Source organism: Ruegeria sp. HKCCA5426 (genome assembly GCF_013034585.1).
Lineage (GTDB): Bacteria > Pseudomonadota > Alphaproteobacteria > Rhodobacterales > Rhodobacteraceae > Ruegeria.
On record NZ_WQGH01000001.1, the window covers coordinates 158352 to 176824 of the forward strand.

General features: G+C 54.6%; 13 protein-coding genes. 7 read left to right on the forward strand and 6 right to left on the reverse strand.

What is annotated here, in order from left to right:
- Positions 1-30: 30 nt before the first annotated feature.
- From GOV87_RS00785 to GOV87_RS00805, 5 genes are all read right to left on the reverse strand, one after another.
- Positions 31-2673, reverse strand: coding sequence for an AsmA family protein (locus tag GOV87_RS00785; RefSeq protein WP_171210501.1), 2643 nt, complete (start codon positions 2671-2673; stop codon positions 31-33).
- Between the two features lie 113 nt (positions 2674-2786).
- The gene (locus tag GOV87_RS00790; RefSeq protein WP_171210502.1) at positions 2787-3788 is read right to left on the reverse strand and encodes a HupE/UreJ family protein; all 1002 of its coding nucleotides are present in this window, start codon (positions 3786-3788) and stop codon (positions 2787-2789) included.
- The gene (locus GOV87_RS00795) at positions 3785-4615 is read right to left on the reverse strand and encodes a peptidylprolyl isomerase (protein ID WP_171210503.1); all 831 of its coding nucleotides are present in this window, start codon (positions 4613-4615) and stop codon (positions 3785-3787) included. Before GOV87_RS00795 ends, GOV87_RS00790 begins: the two co-directional genes overlap by 4 nt.
- A 101-nt stretch (positions 4616-4716) precedes the next feature.
- Complete coding sequence (locus GOV87_RS00800; RefSeq protein WP_171120910.1) at positions 4717-6639, reverse strand: DUF3604 domain-containing protein; 1923 nt, start codon at positions 6637-6639, stop codon at positions 4717-4719.
- A 213-nt stretch (positions 6640-6852) separates the two neighbouring features.
- A complete protein-coding gene (locus tag GOV87_RS00805) occupies positions 6853-7794 on the reverse strand; it encodes a PleD family two-component system response regulator (protein ID WP_171210504.1) in 942 nt (313 codons plus the stop codon).
- Positions 7795-8355: 561 nt separating this feature from the next.
- Here GOV87_RS00805 and GOV87_RS00810 point away from each other — a divergent pair.
- Positions 8356-9105: an acyl-homoserine-lactone synthase gene (locus tag GOV87_RS00810; RefSeq protein WP_254447285.1), complete on the forward strand. Its 750-nt coding sequence runs from the start codon at positions 8356-8358 to the stop codon at positions 9103-9105.
- A 316-nt stretch (positions 9106-9421) separates the two neighbouring features.
- Positions 9422-10555 carry a PleD family two-component system response regulator gene (locus GOV87_RS00815; protein ID WP_171210505.1) on the forward strand — a complete coding sequence of 378 codons (1134 nt, stop codon included), beginning with the start codon at positions 9422-9424 and terminating at the stop codon, positions 10553-10555.
- 20 nt (positions 10556-10575) lie between these two features.
- Here the strand turns inward: GOV87_RS00815 and GOV87_RS00820 are convergent, their stop codons facing one another.
- The gene (locus GOV87_RS00820) at positions 10576-11922 is read right to left on the reverse strand and encodes a cytochrome P450 (protein WP_171210506.1); all 1347 of its coding nucleotides are present in this window, start codon (positions 11920-11922) and stop codon (positions 10576-10578) included.
- Between the two features lie 296 nt (positions 11923-12218).
- On the opposite strand from GOV87_RS00820, the gene GOV87_RS00825 reads away from it, so the two are divergent.
- The 5 genes from GOV87_RS00825 (at position 12219) to GOV87_RS00845 (ending at position 18460) form a co-directional block, all read left to right on the forward strand.
- Positions 12219-13631: a cell wall metabolism sensor histidine kinase WalK gene (locus GOV87_RS00825; RefSeq protein ID WP_171120918.1), complete on the forward strand. Its 1413-nt coding sequence runs from the start codon at positions 12219-12221 to the stop codon at positions 13629-13631.
- A 215-nt stretch (positions 13632-13846) separates the two neighbouring features.
- The gene (locus GOV87_RS00830) at positions 13847-14866 is read left to right on the forward strand and encodes a GlxA family transcriptional regulator (RefSeq protein WP_171210507.1); all 1020 of its coding nucleotides are present in this window, start codon (positions 13847-13849) and stop codon (positions 14864-14866) included.
- A gap of 134 nt (positions 14867-15000) precedes the next feature.
- Complete coding sequence (locus tag GOV87_RS00835) at positions 15001-16140, forward strand: SRPBCC family protein (RefSeq protein ID WP_171210508.1); 1140 nt, start codon at positions 15001-15003, stop codon at positions 16138-16140.
- Positions 16137-17672 (forward strand): choline-sulfatase, encoded by a 1536-nt coding sequence (gene betC / locus GOV87_RS00840; protein ID WP_171210509.1) that lies wholly within the window; start codon positions 16137-16139, stop codon positions 17670-17672. The genes GOV87_RS00835 and betC overlap by 4 nt, the downstream gene beginning before the upstream one ends.
- A complete protein-coding gene (locus GOV87_RS00845; protein WP_171210510.1) occupies positions 17669-18460 on the forward strand; it encodes an SDR family NAD(P)-dependent oxidoreductase in 792 nt (263 codons plus the stop codon). The genes betC and GOV87_RS00845 overlap by 4 nt, the downstream gene beginning before the upstream one ends.
- Positions 18461-18473: the final 13 nt, after the last annotated feature.

An 18473-nucleotide genomic window follows, 5' to 3' on the forward strand; every position in this document is an offset into this window, starting at 1 on the left:
GCTGGGGTCAAGGACCCTCAGTCCACCAAATTACTGCAACTGCAAGATATCGGGCACGCAAAGTTTGCGCTTGGCGGGCATCTGATCGGCCCCGTCTGACCGTTTCAGGCGCTTCGGCCCGTCCTTGACCTTAATGTTTGGTTTTGCCAGCGGACCGGTCGCCGTCACTGGCCACGGGCTGCGGGACAGGGGATCACCGATTTTGCGAGGTTGCAGGTTAAGGTCCAATGCCTTGTTGTTCATATCCACTGCACCAAAAACAACGACCTGAACCTGATCGGTCTCCAAGGTGGTTTGTTTGGTCGAGATATTGCCGTTTGCAATAGCCAGCGGTGCGCGTAAACACACGATTGGCGCAACCTTCTGCTTTTCCTTTGAAAAGACCCAAGGTAGCAACCCAAGGCCCGCAAGATCCAATAGCTGGGTTTCAATCGACCCGTCGCGCATGGAAACGGTAGCGTTACCGCTCATGGATTTGACGAAATGTTTGGCCGAGTCGATCCCGCCGGTGACGTCGAAATCCGCGTAAATAGTTCCGCTGGCGCCTTTCTTGAAATTCAGGTTGTGCAGAATGTCGTTCAGCCGCCACCCCCCAGCCTGACCTTTAAGGTTCAGCCGGTGATCTTCGCCCGACAAGTCCATACGGCCACTGACGTCGAAATGGGCGCCACCATATTCAAACTTCAACGGCCCCGCTTTCAGTTCGCTTTCGTTCAGGGTCAGTTCGCTTTGCAAAGTGCTGATACCGTCCGAGCCTTCGATGTGACGCAAGTCGATATCAACATCCATATTCATTCCAGACAGAAGGATAGAGCGCCCAATCGGTTTCAGCGTTACGTCCCTTAGGGCGCCGGGTTCCGCATGTGCGTCTGTTTCTGCTGTGGTATCCTCGTCGGCCACACCCAGTTTGCGTAACTGAGCGGTCGCCAGAACGATGCTGCGGATCTGGTCAATACGGATCAGGTCGCTTTCGATTAACCCCTTGAGGACAGGGTCCGAGGTCGCGTCGTCCAGAGTGGCTGAAAAGGTCAGGCCGGAATCGGCCACAGTGACATCTGCCTGTGCGTTCCAATCCGTACCATCGCTATGAAGGTCGATCGAAAATCCTGTATGTCCGGTATCTACGGGCTCTAGCGACAATGCCTGCAAAAGGTCGGCACCGGATGGGACGTCGATTTCGATGCCAAGGTCCAGGTTTTCGAACTTAAGAACGTTCTCGACAGAACCATGAACGTCCAGAGACCAGACATCCGTGTCACTTGTGCTTCCGTTCAAGTCCGAGAGCGAGAGCTGTTTGATATTGCCGGTCAGGGAAAACGCGCCGGAGAACTTTCCAAGTTGATCATCTTCGCCCAATAGTTCGGGGGAAATCAAACTGCTTGCCGGAATTTCAAGTATTCCTTCGCCTAAGACCTCCTGCAACTGCAACGCGTCCCCTACCGATCCGTTGAGAATGACAAACGGGTTCGCGGGGTCACCGATCCGCAGGTTCACATTGCCAACTCGCAGTTTTCCATCCGGCGTTCTGGACACTTCCGAGAATTTAACTGGGGGCGGGCCTTCGCCCGATGTGTCCAGTGTGAAACCATTGGTTTCAATGACCATCTGCCGCTGCGGTATTTCACCGGGGACGCTGTCCATGACCATGTCCACCGAAATCAGTTTCAGGTCATAGCGCGATGCAGCCGGCGCGGGCTCGGCCCCTTCTGGGTACAACCGAATCCGGGTCGTCAGGGACACATCTTTCGGATTGCCAAGCTCACCGATCTGACCGGTGAGCTCCAGGCTCTGCCCGCCTTCCAATTGTGCCTGTATGTTAAGGTCGTCCAGACGTGACACGCCCTCAGAGACCTTCAATACCGCTTCCGCACTTCCAGAACCTTCAAGAACACGGTTCAGCTTTAGAATATCGAGAAGTTGTCCAAGTTCATCAATCGTCGAAGTGGTAGCAATCGCCAAGCCCGCTTTGGCTTGAACCTCGGTCGCGGCAAGTGAAACCTGATCGAACTTGGCCGTTACCTGAAAAGGGTCTTGGTCAGGGAATTGGGCACTTAGGTCAAATGCCTGCCCATTCAATGTGCCGTGCCCGTTGGCCGAGGCGACCGCGACCCCGTCGCTAGACGCCAATGTCAGTTCCGGCAGGCGTAGATCGAAATCGAGACCATTTTGCGCACTTTGATACAGGACCGTGATGTTGGTTAGGCTAAGTTCACGGTCTGCAAAAATCTCTGAAACAGCATTCGTCGTTGGCATTGGGCCGCTTGCGTCGTCTGTCTTTTGACCGGTTGACCAGCTTGTCTTACCGTTTTCTGTTGCAATCAGGTTTAGGTGAATTCCGTCCACCATCAAATTGCTAATCGACAGTTTTCCCTTCACAAGATCCGCAGCGGCAACCGAAAACCTGAGAGTATCTATCTTGGCAAGGTCGGTACCCTCCAGCGACGCAGAAGGCATCACAATGCCGGTGGCTGTGACCGACAATTGCGAGCCAAGCCCAACACTTATGTTTTCGTTGATAACCAGTTGCTGACCCAGCTTGTTGGTCAGAACCTGTTGGGCCATGGCGGTGCGCGGGGTCGACAGAAACGGGGATGATAGAAACAGCCATGCGGCGGCAACGACGAAAAGGATAATTACGCCAATTATCAGCGCGCCTTTTAGCAAAACTCGCACTATATGCCCCTCTCAATTCATTCTTGCGTCCACTGTTGCTTGGTTGGCGGTGCGTCTTTCAGATCAAGTATTATCGGTTCTTCGTTAACCGATTCATTGCATCCACCTTAGCATCAAAACCCGCTAACACGTTCAACCAACCAATATATCGACACGCACCCGATCGCGTAGCCTGCGATCGGCATGGAATAAGTCGCAAGCCGCCCCGATCCAGAGGGTGTCATGAAATGCCATGCCATCAGAACCGCTGACAGGGTCGCAATAAACAAAAGCTGACCAGCTTCAACACCCAGATTGAAAGAAAGCAAGGCGGCGAAAACGTCTTGAGGGGGGATGCCGATTTCGGCCAATGCCCCGGCAAAGCCCAAGCCGTGCAGCAGCCCGAAGCAAAAGCAAACGATCCACGGGTACTGTTCCGACAACCGCAAATGCCCGTCCTTTCGGCGCAGGATTTCCAGTGCGAGGAAAACGATCGACAGGGCGATTACTGCTTCCACAGGCGGGCCGGGGACGTTCAGCACGCCCAGAGTTGCCAAAGCCAGAGTGATCGAATGGGCAACCGTAAACGCTGTCACCGCGCCGACCAGACGCCACTTGCCACGCACCAGAAGGAACAGGGCAAAAACGAATAGCAGGTGATCCCAACCCTCCAGAATGTGTTCGAAACCAAGGCGAAAATAGCTTGTTAAGACGGCCAACGTCGTAGGTTGTCGGGGAATTTCCAGTTCTACGGTGTCAGGCGTGAACCTGAGAGTTGTTGTTGGTGCATCAAGGGGTTGAAGCCGCAAAAGCACGTCATTTCTTTGTGTTTCCAGCCCATCAATTTTAACTGAATTTCCCCCAAGGCCGGTTTCGCATTCAGCGACCCACACCGATACCCATGCAACGCCGTCCGAGGTCGGTTCAGGCCCACGCGCGGGCGAGCAGGACTCTGGCAAAACCGCATCAATCGTCATGGGGCGGCCTGTCACATCAGGTTTTCGCCACAACACTTGCCAAGTGTTCTGAGCCAATTGCCTCAGCTCCAGATAGCCCGGGTCCAGCGCATGTGCCTGCGCCGGCGCCCCCGAAAGTGCGACCCAAACGGTCAACAACACAAACAGCGCAGCCTTCATTCTTGCGCCTTTTCGGTTTCCGGAGTGACGATCTGATAGGTCGCGGCTAAGTCCTCGAACTGGGCCTGCGCCAATTCTTCACCCGTGTCCCGCCGCCATTCAAGCAAAACCGCATCATGGATATCCTCCAGTTCGGGCAATTTGGAGGGTTGCGTGTCGGTGATCCGAACCAGATGAAGACCATAACCCGACTGAATGGGGCCTTCCCACTCACCGAGCTTCAATTGGTTTACGGCGCCAGAGAACCCGTATCCGAACGCCGCATTGACTGAGCGTGCGGCAGATAAAGGCAGGGACAACGGCAGCAGTGTGCGCGCCCCGACGCCGGTCCAGTCTTCGCCGGCTCTTAGCCTTGCTAGCGCGGAGTCCATGTCAGCAGGCGTCGGCGCTTCACCCAGAAACACCTGATCAAATGCAATTAACCGAGGTGTGGTGAAGCGTTCCGCGTTCTGCTCCAGGTACGCTTGCAGAACGTCGGTTTCCGGCTCTACCGAGGACGCGATTGCATCTGTCAGAAAATCCATCTTCTGCGCCAGCCGCGCCCGGATTACCTGATCGCCACGGTCTAACCCAAGTTTGCGCGCTTCGCGAACAAGGACTTCTTCACGGATCAGAGCTTCAATCAACGCCTGTCGTTCGGTGTCCGTCGGTGGCCGTTTCCAACTGTCGGTAAAACGTGCAACCAGCAAATCCACATCATCCTGGTCGACAATTATCGTTTCTGCTGGAGGGGCAACTTCACCGTCCGGGGCAACAAGGAAGAACCATCCAAATATTCCGCACCCGATCAAGAGGAAGTGGAGCAAGGGGTCTTTCAATACACGCATGGGCTCTTTCTCGGAAGCGGAGGGCCGTGGTCATTACTGACCAGCGGCTCTGTTTCCGGTGACTTAATAGTGTTGATTAGTTGACGACTTAAGCCCGCGCATCACTCGCTGGGGGTGTACCATATTGGCGAGGAATAAGCGCGTTCCTGATGAACCAACTGGGCTTCTTCTGGCAGATCAATTCCAAAGCGCAATTTGTCATACAGAACCCAGCGTGGTGTCGGGATTTCCAACACTCGAACATAGTAGAATGCTCTTTGGCTCGGATCGAACTCAGGGTCGGTCCACACGGTCAGAAGTTCAGATGTCCCGATCGTATTGCTCCAGCTTGCGGTATCGAGATCGACTGTATTGCCAACCTCAGGCAACTGGCCATTCGCATCCAACGCGCGATCGCCGGACCAGGCGACATTGAACACTTTCTCCTGAAGCTCACCTTCAGCATCCAGCCAGCCCTTTACGACCTGTACCCGGTCCAGATTTGCACCAATGGGGTCGCGCAGAGCGCCAATCAGGAAAGATGGCGCGCCATCGCCCTCACGCGGGCGCAAGTCGCTGCCCATGGGCACACCTTTGGTATAACCGACATCCGCGACCAGCCGCGTCAGTAGGTCGTCGTCCTGAAAATCCCAGCCACCGAAAAAGCGCAGGCCGATGCGCGGCCCGGTCGTGGCATAGGTCTCCCGGCGTTTGAAGGCGTCAAAGATCGCCGCGCGGGTGTTATCGGACGCCCAAACCGCAGTGTACCCGGACGCGACAAGCGTGTGTCCTTCGAATGCGCCCAGTTCACTTTCCACAAAGGGATGCAGAACGCGCGTTGCCGAAGGTTCAGCACTTACCGACTTGCCAAAGTAGTTTTCCTCTTCCGCGGTCGCCAGTGAGGTGTGGCTGTCCGTGGCGCCGCCCATGCCGAATTTGTAGGGGTTCACTCCGAACTTTTCCTCAAGCGCCAAGCCGCGTTTCAACGCCTCGCGCGCGTATTCACCGGCCAGCATGTCCTCGGTCTTGAGTTCGGTTATATCCAGATTGCCAACATCCCAGTTTTCGTAATCGGCAAACGGATCATCGGGGCTGAGATAGGGGTGAGCCTCGCCGTCGCCCTTGATTTGCGTGACTTCGTAATGCGGCTCCCACTTTGCGCGGTTTTGAACATATTCTTCGTCCACTTTTCCGCCGTGGTAGGTGTCTTCGGTCGGGAACATCCAGCCATTGGACAGGTTTCCGTTATGGGCAAAGGCAACGGCCCGCCCACCGGTTTTTTCCTGATACTCTTCCAGCCAGGCGTACAAGGCCTTGGGATCGGTATCCCCATAGGGCGGCTGCGTGACCGGTGGAACCATCTGCAGCGCACGAATTGGACCATCGCGCAGCATGACGTTCCGGTGCAGGTTGAACCCTTTCGGAACCGAGGTCCATTCAAAGCCGATGAACGCAGTGAACTTGCCCGGATCATTATGACGTTCGGCCGCCAAAACGATCTGTTCCCAGGTGAACGCAAAGGCATCCGCGCCGGGGCTGTAGGATTCAAGCAGGATTTCCGGCAGGGTCATCTGCGAAAAATTCGTAATGATGTCAAAAGCAGCCTTGGCCGCGTTCTCGCCACCTGCCTTGTACCCCTCGTACCACTCCAGTCCTTTCGGATCGGACAGAACACCGGGTTTCCCGGCTTGCAGGTCAGGTGCAAACCCCATCAGATCGGTATGATCCGTCAGAACCATCCAATCCAGGGGCCGCGCCAACCGAACGGGCTGGCCTGTGGATGAAATGACTTGTTCACCTTTTGCAAACCGCCAGGCTTCGTCGGGCAGCAAGGTATTCCCGAATGCGCCAGCATCCAACGACAGCCCGGTGTGAAGGTGCGTATCCCCCCACAAGGGGCGCTCGGGGAACGTGCGATTGGCGTAAGGTGAAAAGGGGCGTTCCGCAAACGTGCCTTCGGCGGCTTGCTTGCTTGGAACAGCGTCAGCAAAAGTAATGGTGGGCAGCGAAATAAAAGCCACCAAACACGAACGCAGTCTGACCATCGAAATCCCCCCAGTAAAAAAGTCGAAAAAAGACAGGCGATTCAGCCGTCTCCTAAGGATATTCTATTTTTCTAATATATCCGAATGAATTTTTGTTTGGGCGCGCCGGTAGGAGGGGTGAAACCAGAACCGCGCAACTGCGGCGTATCCTGCGAACAAAAAAGGTGCGCTCAGTTGTCCTGAACGCACCTAAATTCAGATCGTGTATTAGGCTTAGCCGAACCGTGCAATCGGGCCTTGCGGAATATCGGCCAATTCCACGGCTTTGTCGATCAGGAACAGCGCCTCCATCTTGGAGTGGGCCAGCAAAGAAACGTCGTCTCCAACATGGAACGAGAAGTTGGTCGGTGAATGCACACCTGCAAGTTCACCTGCCGGAATCTGGGACAGTCGGTGCGTCAATTGTTGAGCGCCCATACCCTTTTTCTTGTCATGGATAAGCAGGAATACCCCGTTGCCCCAATAGGTCGCAAAGTTGCGCCCTTCCTGTGTGACGGACAAAAGCAACGATCCTGCCGAAGCCAGGAATTCCCGGAATTCGCTGGACGGGCTTGACGCAAAAATCTCTTCTACATCTGCGACTTTTACGGCCACGATCTTGGAGGTTCTGGAGTGCATTGTCGCCAGTTGAACAACGTAGTTTTCGAACTCGGCCAATCCAATGCAACCTGTCAGATCTCCAAAATAGAGCGGGTCGGTCAGGCTGAAATTAGGATTAACTTCCGAGTCGTTATTCGCGTAAACATCGGCTTCCATCACTTCAATCGCTGCGCGTCGTTCCGCCGCCAGCCTGTATGCATCAGATAGCCGTTGCTTCAGATCGGCAAACTCGAAGGGTTTGGTCACATAATCTGTTGCGCCAACCTCGAAAGCCTCGTCGATATATTGCTTTTGCACCATGGCAGTTACCATGATGATCGGCGTAAACTTGTAATCGGGCAACTTGCGCGCTTCTTCGCACAACGTAATGCCATTCATCTCGGGCATTTGCACGTCAAGCAGCAGGCAGTCGAACGGCTGATCGGTTTCTGACAAAATTCGAATTGCTTCGTGACCGCTGTTTGCCGTCACAACATCTTCGTAGCCGAACGCTCCCAGAACGCAGATTAGCAGCTCCAGAATGCTTGGGTCGTCGTCTACAGCAAGTATCCGCATAACTATTCACCAGGTTTTGCCACCGAACCGACCTTTGGGCATTGCAGACGTCAGGCAAAGATCGGTTGGCGAGTGGATTATTTAGGTTTGGTCAGCCTGTCGGACAAAAGCGGCAAAACATTGACACTTGAAGGGCGCGCATGTGTCCCACCTTACATTTTTTCGCGTTGCATCTTGGCACGGGTGAAATAGGCCGTAGGGCGCTATTGGTAGACTTGACCGTACCCAAACCAGGCATTCCAAGTTGTGTACGATGCTCAGTTGTAGTCCGCGACTATTACGCGTTCCTTAATGTTTCCTGAAATTCTGGCTGAGTTTGGCGACCGCAAAGAAAAGCGGAGGTAAGTCAACCTCTTGCGAGAGTGATCATGCCCTTAAAGCCCATGCCTAGAGCGTAAAATGGTCAAGCAAATATACATATAGGTATCTTGCGTTTGCTCAACCCAAGGTATGGGAGGAGATTTGGTCACACATGCTATACAATCATAAGGAGAGCGCCACTAATATATAGACTTGCCGTTCAGCTTCTTGGCATAAGTGTGGCAAAATTAAGAGTAAAATATGGACCGACCACTCAGGTACGAGCAGGCATACCCGGCGTCGCAACTTCTGCCGGACCTTGAACCTGCCAATGATATTCCGGCTGGGCCGAAAGTCTCGGCGCGGCAGAAGATGTTCGCGCTCAAGCGTGGATTGTCCGAGCGTCAAGGCAAGCTCGGCAGCATTCGTGCAACCACGTTGAACTTCCGCAATATGCACGAGCACGGCACTCTGCTTGCAAAGTACCTTGAGACCCGAAAGGCAATCTTCATAGACCGGCTGAAGTGGCAGATCGGCGAAGTCGATGGGATGGAGTTCGATCAATACGATACCCCAGCCTGCCGCTGGGTGATCCTGCACGAATTTGGCGAGGTGATTGGCGGGGTGCGGTTGCTGCCGACTTCGGCGCGCTGTGGCATGTACACTTATATGCTGCGGGACGCGCAGAAAGGCATCCTTCCGGGAATGCCTACAGACGTTCTGTTTTTTGAGGCTCCAGTAAATCCGAAAGTTTGGGAGGCGTCGCGCTTCTTCATCGCTGACAGTGTTCCGTCAGCACGCAGGATGGCCGTACAGCACGAACTGTTTTATCAGATGACGGTGAACGCCGAAAAAGGCGGTGCATCACGGATACTGGGAATTGTGCCGTCCATCTGGGCGCGTTGGTCGCGGCGTTTGGGCGTAGGGGCCGCACCCGTTGGTGCCAAGTTTGCGATCGAGGGAAGCTACAGCCAATCCGTGCTGTTTAATATTAAGAACGATTCAGACTGATCCGCCGCGATTTCTCGATAACAAGAGTGAATTCTGGCGCTTTTCGACGGCGCCCGGATCTGATAGAATACGCAGTAAGGTCAAGCCGTTTGGCATGCGCGCGCAGAAGCGCGTTTTGGACTTGAATTAACCATTTGATTTAAATTGTAAAAAATACGATCGGGGCACGGGATTGTCGAAATCTGCCCGTTGCCCGACAAAATAACGTCAAGAAATGAACAACATTTAGGGGCTTTTCCGGGCTTTTTGCCGCTGTTTCGTCCCACTCACTGCCTAGGCTAAGGGCGTTAATGAGGTCAAATGCGGTTCACCAGTCATGAAACATACGAACCCGGGAAAAGAACAATTCCAGCGTAAGCTGGAAACCCGCGCGCTGCAGAAAAGAACACTAAGAGTGCTTGCCGTCGACGACGAGCCGAGCATTTTGGAGTTGCTGCAGGCGGCACTGGCTGAATTCGAAAACTATGAAATCTCGGTCGCGGGTTCAGCCAGCGAAGCGTTGCAGGCCATAGAGTCGTCTGAGACACCGTTTGATTGTTTCCTGCTTGATATTCAGATGCCCGAAACAAACGGCATCGAATTGTTGCGCCGCATTCGACAAATCCCGGAACACGCGGAAACCCCGGCCATCATGCTGACCGCAATGAGTGGCCGCAAATACGTGGAAGACGCGTTTTTGCAGGGTGCGTTTGATTATGTCAGCAAGCCTTTTGATTTCTTTGAGTTGCGCAGTCGAATGCACGCGGCCCACTTGTTGATGCAGGAGAGGATCAAGGCGCGCAGGACATCTGCGTCGGTGAAAAATCTCCGCGAAGAACTGGACCATAATCAGCAATTCAGCTTCGAGGACCCGCTTACCATAGATGGGCTTGAACGCTGCTTGAAATATGTCGAGTTCGACAACTACATCGAACAACTTTCAAGAGGCCGTCTTTTTGAATCCTGGGTGACCGCTATCAAACTTCAGGATGCAGAGTTCCGCTTTGATCTGAACGATTTCGGAGGCTTCCGGCGCACGATGGCCGATCTGGGCCGTAGTATCGAACTGACAACCGGGAACTCTGAGGCCGTGTTTTCCTACAGGGGAGGCGGCGCCTTCCTTGTGGTTGTTCATGGGCGGGATCGGGCGGCCGGGTTGCCCAAGGAAGACCAACTCAATCATGTTTTCAGTGACACACTCGGTCGACGGGGTGCCTCTGGCTATATGAGGGCTGTGATGAGCCCGCCGGTTTCAATGCGTTCAATTTCCAAGACAGGTGCGTTTGCTGCAATGAATAATGCTATCGAAAAAGTTGACGGTCGCGAAAAGGCTCTTCGAAAGGGGACCGAAGTCGAGCCCCAACAAAGATGCGAAGTCCGAGTAGGGCGCAAAGAAAAATCTAAAAAAAGACTTTTCGACACGGTTTTGCGCGAGATGTACGGAAACGAATCCTATCTGGCGGGTAAATAGTCTCGCCACCCTTGTTTCCATCAGGACCCTGCGGGGACTTCTTCCGCGTTCAAGATCAATGGACCGCTGGTCCGCATTGTAAATGTGAGAACAGGTTCCGGCATTTCGACATCTGACAGCGAAAAATGTATCCGCCTCAGGACTGAAGCCATCAAAATCATGATCTCGGTTTCAGCGTACTGCGCGCCAATGCAAATTCTGGGTCCGGCTCCGAATGGAATATACTGGCCGCGGGGTGGTGGAGTTCCCATAAATCGCTCGGGGCGGTATTGCGCGGGATCTTCCCACAACACTTCATTCCGATGCAGCGAATAAACTGGGAAGAAAAGCGCATCCCCTTCTTCAATTTTGACATCTTTGACCTGAATGGCCTCGGAGGCGTCACGGGCGAAGAAGGCCGCAGACGGGTAAAGGCGCAGGGTTTCCTTGATGTGGGCCCGAAGCAGCGGCAAATGCTCCAGATGAGAAAACTCAAGCTTGCCTTCGGGACATACTGTCCGAATTTCGTGCCGGATACGGGTTTGCATCTCTGGGTTCAGTGCCAGCAGGTAGTATCCCCACGCCAAGGCATTGGCCGAGGTTTCGTGGCCAGCGACAACAAAGGTCAGCAGGTTGTCGACGGTTGTCTCGGCATCCTCAAAGTCTTCCTTCAACGCATCAATCATCAGGTCGAGGAAGTCTTCTGGTTCTTCGCGGTTTTCCGACCGGCGCAGTTCAATAACATGCCGAGCCAGATCGCGCATGTCCGTGACCGGAGCCTTACTGCTAAGCCATTTCTTGCGAGGAAGCCATTTCGGAAGCCCCATCAAATCGAACAAGGACAGGTATGAAATATAGTTGAAATAGGCGATAAGCCCGACGCGAATTTGCTCGGAGCTGACTTCTTCGTTCCCCGAGAAGATGACCCGTGAAATGTTTGTCAGCGTAGAAGCGGGCGCGATCTGCGAAACGTCGACCGGCCCCTCATTTTCGGCAAGAGACTCGGCAACTTCATACCCGGTCTCGGCAAAGTGGCGGGACAAAACAGGCAGGTTTCTGGCTGCAAAAAGCGGAGAATAACGGTGTCTTTGTTTGCGCCACTTTTCGCCTTCCGACAGGATCAGGCCGTTGCCGACCGCGGATCCGATAATGTCCTTTGTGAACTTTGCCTTTGGGAAATAACGGCCGCCTCCGACAAGCAGTTCGGTGACCATTTCCGGGTCGCAAATGTAGTGGATGTTCAGAGGCCCACGCACATAGGTCTGACGAAGCGTTTCGGCCGGAATGACTTCTAACATGTTCCGACCAGCGGATCGCGCGAACTGAAGCAACGTTACCGGCTTTTCAGCGAGCTTCGCTGAAACCGGCGTCACGTCGAACTGTTCCATCTGACGTTTCCCAATTGTGGTCAAAACGCGGTCCCTTTTCGCTTTTCGCCGGTTATTGGGAATATTTACGTGGAGAAAGTTCAAAAAAGCAATGAGTTAGTGATCTTAGACGAGATTGATTGGCCTAATTGGGGGAAACAATTCAAGACGTATGCAATTGTGCAACGTTCAACTAGGCGGGACAATTCTTAATAAGGTTCGGGAGTATTGCCAAACTGTGAACTAAATTCCGACCAACTACGTCCTCATTGTGCCGGTACAGACATCCTGAGAGGCAAAGAAATGAAGACACCGGGATGACGGCAATCGACGCATCGCAACAGGTTCGGGACTCGGGTGAGCCCGACGACAAGCTGCTGCAAAATATCAAAGACTATACCGCCATGAGCTTTGCGCTGCTGTGGCAGCGGCAAGCGATTTTTCTGGCGACCACGATACTTACGGGCTTTTTCTTCGACCCTCTCAACGCCCTGCTGTTTTATGGAACAATCCTGATCTGCGAAGCGCAGGACCTGTACCTGGCAAAACGGGTTGCGCGCCTAAACCCGGATGAACGCGGCGCAATCGCGGTGATGGTCGCCTGGATTTTGTTGAATACAATCCTCAGTTCCACCGCGATATGCTTGTACGCTGTTTCGGTGGCGCTTGAGCAGCCTACCGGCGGCCACTTCACCCCTTTGTTTTTCCTTTTTGCCGCTGCCCTGTTTGCCGCGATGAACAACCACCAGTTTGTGTGGGCGATGATCGTGCGACTGGCCATGTACGGTGTTTCGTTCATGGTCATCGTGGTTCGGGATATCTGGGTTGAACAACCTGACTTGTCTTCGGATTTGTGGCTGCACTTCTTCACAGTCGTTTTCGTGATGTACTTTTTGATCGACTGCTCGTTGGTCTTTCTCAAGCTCTACCGCAAAAACCTCGAACAGCTTGAAAAACTGAAAGAGGAACATGAGCGCACCAAGGCAGCTTACATCGCAAAAACTCAGTTCATCTCGACTGTGAGCCATGAATTGAGAACTCCTCTGACCTCGATAAAAGGCTCGCTGGACCTGATAAACTCCGGGGTCATGGGCGAGGTGCCGGAAAACATGCAAAACCTGATCGCCTTGGCGAGCAAAAACAGCGAGCGTTTGGCGTCCCTTATTAACGACGTTCTGGACATTCAAAAGATGGAAGCCGGCGAAATGGTCATGCGCCAGACGATGATTGAGGTCGCCCCGCTGGTTCAAGAGGCGATTGCCTGCAACCTTGGCTTTGCCAGCGCGCATGACGTGGAACTTGTCGAGGACGCACCTGAACAGCAGGACCTGTTGATCAAGGGCGATGCATCCCGCCTTATTCAGGTTCTGACCAACATGATCTCTAACGCGGCCAAGTTTTCGTTCGAGGGCGGAACTGTGACAGTCGGGTTCAAGAAGATCGGACCACGGGTGCGGTTGTTCGTGAAAGACCAAGGTGTGGGCATTCCCGAAGGTAGCCGGGACAAGGTCTTTGATCGCTTCTCTCAAATTGACTCGTCCGATGAGCGCCACGCCGGAGGCACCGGGCTTGGGATGAACATTTCCAAGGAAATCGTGGAACAGTTCGGCGGAACGATCGACTATTACAGTACCGTAGGTGTGGGGACTGAGTTTTTCGTAGAATTCCCGATTGTTGACGGGAAAAGGGGCGCAAGTCGCGCGTTTTCAAGAAAGCCCGACGCCGCTTGATGAGGCTTCTCCGCGACCCACGCGGCACTTTGTCGACGGTTTAGTTAGCGGCTTGCCGAGCCTACCCAAACCGTTGCCACGGACGAAGCCGACCTGTGCGCCTCGTAGCGAACAAGGCCAAAGCCGCTGACCTTGCTGCATTGGCGTGTCTCTTGCGCGAGCCAGCCAAAACCTTTCTTCTGGCGGTCTGAGCCCTGCTTGCAAGAGGTGGTCATATGGCAAAGTCTCAAGGGACGGAAACTCGGTTGCTGGTTGTTGTAGCGCCAAGTTTCAATTTGGCTGCAACAATGGGTTTCATTGATCCTTTTCGGGCCGCCAACTACTTGGATGGAAAGCCGTATTTCAAGTGGGAATTTGCCTCGGAAACAGGTGGTTACTGTGTTTCCAGTAACGGCAGCGGGATCGACACGGTGGCGTTGGATCAAGTCGCAACCAAGGGCTATGACGTTGTCATCATCTCGTCCAGTTGGACGCCGGAAAAACACGTGACAGCACATATCGCAAAAGCTCTGCGACAGTGGGCGCGCAATGGCACGACATTGGGGGCGCTGGATACGGGTGCCTTCATTCTGGCGCAGGCGGGGTTGTTAAACGGAAAGAAGGCAACAGTGCATTATGAGCATATCGACGCTTTTCAGGAGTTGTTTCCGGACGTTGAGGTGGTCGAAAACCTGTTTGTGCTGGATGGCAACCGTATTACCTGTTGCGGGGGAACTGCCGCGGTTGATTTGGGGCTGCAAGTTCTGCAGGGCATCCATGGCAGCGCCTTGGCGAACGCTGCCGCGCGGTATATTTTCCACGACAGATTGCGCGGTCCCTCAGACATGCAGCAGCCGAAGACAAACGAGCCATTGGGGACGACTGTCCCGGCCAAGCTGAGAACGGCGATTCAGGTGATGGAAGCCAACCTTGAAGAGCCCCTACCGGTTCCAGAAATCAGCAGGGCGGCGGGCCTTTCGCAGCGTCAGCTTGACCGGTTATTCTCAACCTACATAAAGAAAACACCTGCCTTGTATTATAGGGACATTCGTCTGGACCGCGCGCGTGGGCTGGTCACCCAAACGGACATGCCGATCGCCGAAGTTGCGATGGCTTCGGGATTTGCCAGCCAAGTGCATTTCAGCCGGTCGTACAAGCAAAGGTTTGGGCTGCCCCCCAGTCAGGATCGGATCGAAGGCCGCGTTCCCTTTGAGTTTCGCGCCTGGCCTATGCATCGCAAGCCTCAGGCGGGGTGATCGGGCATCGGTTGATGTCTTGAAATATCAATTTTGTGGCCAGAAAAGTTTAGAATATTAGAGTTTTTCGGCAGAAAATAACTTCTACTATCCAACACCCAGTCAAGACCTGGCCAAAATAAGCGGAGTGACCGATGAGCGAGCTTCCCTCGAAAACCCAGTTTGCGCGAATTTCAGATGGCTTCAGCCCTGACCCCTTGAACACCAGTTCCTTGAAGGCAGAAGCCTATGTTGATCCGGCATGGCACCAAGTGGACCTGAACGAAATCCTCGCCAAAACATGGCAATGGGTGTGCCATGTCGAAAAGCTGCGGGCGCCGGGGTCTTTTGTGACAGTTGAGATTGCAAACCGCCCGATTGCCATTGTCCGTGACCGAGAGGGTACGCTTCGCGCATTCTACAACGTGTGCAAACATCGCGCGCATCACCTGTTGTCTGGCGAGGGCGAGACCACTCGGATCATGTGCCCGTACCATGCGTGGGTTTACAAGCTGGACGGACAGCTTGTCCGTGCGCCGGAAACCGAAAACCTGACGGGGTTTAACACGTCGGACATCTGTCTGGATCAGGTTCAGGTCGAGGAATTCGCAGGCTTCGTGTTTGTGAACCTCGACAATGACGCGCGTCCGCTGACCGAAGTTTCGGGCGACTTGCAGACCGAGATACGCCACTGGGCACCGGATATCGAAGACCTAACCTTTGGGCACCGGCTGACCTATGACATCAAGTCGAACTGGAAGAATGTCGTCGACAATTTTCTGGAATGTTACCACTGCCCAACGGCCCACAAGGATTTCTGCGATCTGGTCGATATGGACACCTACAAGGTGACAACCTACGGCATTTACTCCAGCCACATGGCCGAAGCCGGTAAAAACAGCAACACCGCGTATGACGTGTCCAACGCAACCGTGCGAACGCATGCGGTTTGGTGGCTGTGGCCCACGACCTGCCTGATGCGGTATCCGGGGCGGTCTTCGATGATCGTGCTGAATATCATTCCGGTGGGCCCGGACCGGACGCTGGAGACTTATGATTTCTATTTGGAAACACCCGAGCCTGACGAGGCCGAGCTAGAGGCGATCCGCTATCTGGATGAGGTTCTGCAACGCGAAGACATCGATATCGTTGAAAGCGTCCAACGCGGGATGAGCACTCCGGCCTTCACGCAGGGTCGTATCGTTCACGACCCCAGCGGATCGGGCAAGTCGGAACATGCCGTTCACCACTTTCACGGTTTGGTGCTGGATGCTTATGCGAAGGCCGCGCCGTGAACAGGCCCAACATTGTTGTGATCATGGCTGATCAGTTGGCACCCCATTTTTGCGGAGCCTACGGGCATCCAACTGTGAAAACCCCGCATATTGATGCTCTGGCGCAGCGCGGGATGCGGTTTGATGCGGCCTATTGCAACTCACCGCTGTGTGCTCCGTCGCGTTTTGCCTTCATGTCCGGGCAACTGATCAGCCGGATCGCGGCCTATGATAACGCCAGCGAGTTTCGCGCCTCGGTCCCGACGTTTGCGCATTACCTTATGTCGCTGGGATACAGGACGTGTCTGTCTGGAAAAATGCATTTTGTCGGACCGGACCAGAAGCACGGCTTTCAGGATCGGGTCACGACCGACATCTACCCGGCCGATTTTGCCTGGACGCCGGACTGGGAAGCACCGGACGAGCGGATCGACAAGTGGTATCACAACATGCAGACCGTCAAGGAAAGTGGCGAGGCAATAGCCACCTTCCAGACGGATTACGACGACGAGGTTGAGTTCGCAGCCCGCCGCTGGCTGATTGACCGCGGGCGAGAGCGCGCAGGCGGGGATGACGCGCCCTTTTGTCTGGTGGCCAGTTTCATACATCCGCATGACCCCTATGTCGCAAAGCCAGAGTGGTGGAATTTGTATTCCGCTGCAGATGTGCCGATGCCGGATTTTACGCTTACTCCGGACGAGCAGGACCCGTTCTCGCGCCGCGTAATGGATGGGATCGAGGCAAGCTATATCCCTCTGACCCAAGAGGAAATTCAAAGGGCGCGCCGAGCGTATCTGGCGAATGTCAGCTATTTCGACAGCAAGGTCGGGGCAATGGTGCGTGCGCTGAAGGATATTGGTGAACTGGACAATACGCTGGTTGTCGTCACAGCGGATCACGGCGACATGTTGGGGGAACGTGGCCTGTGGTATAAGATGAACTTCTTTGAACACTCGGCCCGCGTGCCGTTGATCATGGCCGGGCCGGGTGTGGTTCAAGGTGTGGCTGGCAACGCCTGTTCTCTGGTCGATCTGCTACCAACCTTTGTCGATTTCGCGGGTGGTACAGCAGATATCTTCGGAGAGCCCATAGACGGCCGTTCGTTATTGCCCCTTGCGCGTGGAGAGTATGACCCGGTGGACGAAGCTATCGGCGAGTACTGCGCCGAGATGACACCATACCCGGTTTTCATGATCCGCAGAGGGGCGCTGAAATACATTCATTGCGACCCGGATCCACCGCAGCTTTATGATCTGGCGTTGGAACCGCACGAAAAGACCAACCTGGCCGCTGATCCTGCTTATGCGTCTGTTGCCAAGCAATTTGCTGCAGAGGTCGTAGAGCGTTGGGACAGCGAGAGACTGCGCGCCGATGTGATCGCCACGCAGAAATCTCGCCGTGCCCTTCATGCGGCGATGGAGGCAGGAGCAGGCGAGACGTGGGATTACAATCCGCCACGCGATGCCTCGCAGGAATACGTGCGCAATCACATGGACTGGACAGTGGCCGCAAAACGATACCGGTATCCGCCGTTGAAGGAGAACTCTGAATGATGCTGAAGGGGAAAACCGCACTGGTCACAGGCGGGCGCGGTGGAATCGGGCGGGCGATCGTGGCCCGGTTCCTGCGGGAGGGTGCGCGGGTCTATGCCGCCGACTTAACGCCAGAGGGGTCGCTTGCTGCCCACGATGACGATGGCAGCATCTTCGTTAAACTGGACGTCACGCAAGAGGCCGACGCGGTTGCAGCAATGGCGCAAGTCGGGCGCGAAGCGGGGCGGCTTGATGTGCTTGTAAATGCGGCTGGAATCGAGATCGAAAAGACCATCGAGCAAACGACGCTGGAGGAGTGGAACCTTTCGTTCGCTGTGAATGTGACAGGAACTTTCCTAACTGCCAAACACGCGATGCCGCTGTTGCGAGAGGCGGCACAAGGGACAACCGCTTCGATCATCAATTTCGGCAGTTATGACGGATTTATTGCTGATCCCGGTCTTGCCGCATATTGCGCAACCAAGGGTGCTGTACATGCGCTGACAAAGGCGATGGCCTGCGATCACGGACCCGAGGGAATTCGTGTCAACGCCATTTGCCCGGGTTATGTTGATACCCCGATGCTGCAAAGTTTCTTTGCAGGCGAAGGCTCTGGCGGGGGCGGTCAGTCTATCGACCAGTTGCAACAGGCCGTTCGGGACGTGCACCCCATGCGCACTTACGGAACGCCCGAAGATATCGCCAATCTGGTCAACTGGCTGGCCTCGGACGAGGCACGCTACGCCAGTGGACAACTTTGGGTTCTGGACGGAGGGCTGAGCGCGCAGGTTCAGCAGATGAAGCTATGAGCACGCTACTCAC